The 1,039-nt window shown below is 60.4% G+C and carries 1 pseudogene; it reads left to right on the top strand.

From position 1 onward, the window contains the following. Positions 1-139 precede the first annotated feature (139 nt). A pseudogene (locus HT737_RS28245) lies at positions 140-953 on the top strand (alpha/beta fold hydrolase). The last annotated feature ends 86 nt before the right edge of the window (positions 954-1,039 follow it).

Raw genomic sequence — 1,039 nt, 5'->3', positions numbered from 1 at the left:
TTCAAAAATCAAAAAGATCGCACCTGCGGCAGCTCCTACACAGGGAATGGTGTTTTGTCAGGGAAATAGAAAACAGCCTTCGCGGCTGTTTTTTTTATGCCTATGCTTTTTGGCTCAAACCCGCCAAGAGGACAGGCCGATGACAGACTGGCAACTGGATCAGGTCTTCGATTTCAATGGGCATCCGGTGCGCCACGCCGTGCGCGGTGACGGCCCGCCGCTGGTGTTCGTGCATGGCACGCCGTTTTCATCGTACGTGTGGCATCGCATCGCGCCGCATTTCTTTGCCAGTCACCGGGTGCATTATTTCGACCTGCTGGGTTACGGACGCTCCGCACAACCGGATGCCGACGTTTCCCTCGGCGTACAGAATCAACTTCTCGCGCAGTTGCTCGATCACTGGAACATCCAGCGCCCGGACGTAGTCGCCCATGACTTCGGCGGCGCCACCGCGTTGCGCACGCATTTGCTCAATGGCAAGGACTACCGCAGCCTGACGCTGATCGATCCGGTGGCGCTGACGCCATGGGGGATCGCCGTTCGTGCAGCATGTGCGCCAGCATGAAGCGGCGTTCAGCGGCCTGCCGGATTACATTCAGCGCGCGATCGTCCCGACTTACATTCGCGGGGCGATTCACCGCGACATCCCGGACGCTGAACTGACGCCCTACGTGCAACCGTGGCTCGGCGATCCCGGGCAAGCGGCGTTCTATCGGCAGATTGCGCAGATGGACGAACGCTACACCCGCGAGGCCGAACCGCTGTACCCGAGCATCCGCTGCCCGGTGCAGATTCTCTGGGGTGAAGTCGATCAGTGGATTCCCATCGAACGGGGTCGGGCGTTACACCAGATGATCCCGGGATCACAATTTCACCCGATCCCCGACGCCGGTCACCTCGTTCAGGAGGACGCCCCGGAAGCGATCGTCGCTGCATTGCTCAGATTCCTCTGACCCAACACCCAGCCCTTGTGGGAGCGAGCCTGCTCGCGAAAGCGGAATATCAGCCATTGCAGATGTCGCCTGACGCGCCGCCTTCG

This window comes from Pseudomonas sp. MD195_PC81_125, assembly GCF_014060985.1.
GTDB classification, from domain to species: domain Bacteria; phylum Pseudomonadota; class Gammaproteobacteria; order Pseudomonadales; family Pseudomonadaceae; genus Aquipseudomonas; species Aquipseudomonas parakoreensis.
The sequence above is the reverse complement of the archived record's forward strand: the minus strand, read 5'-3'. Positions and strand labels throughout refer to the sequence as shown.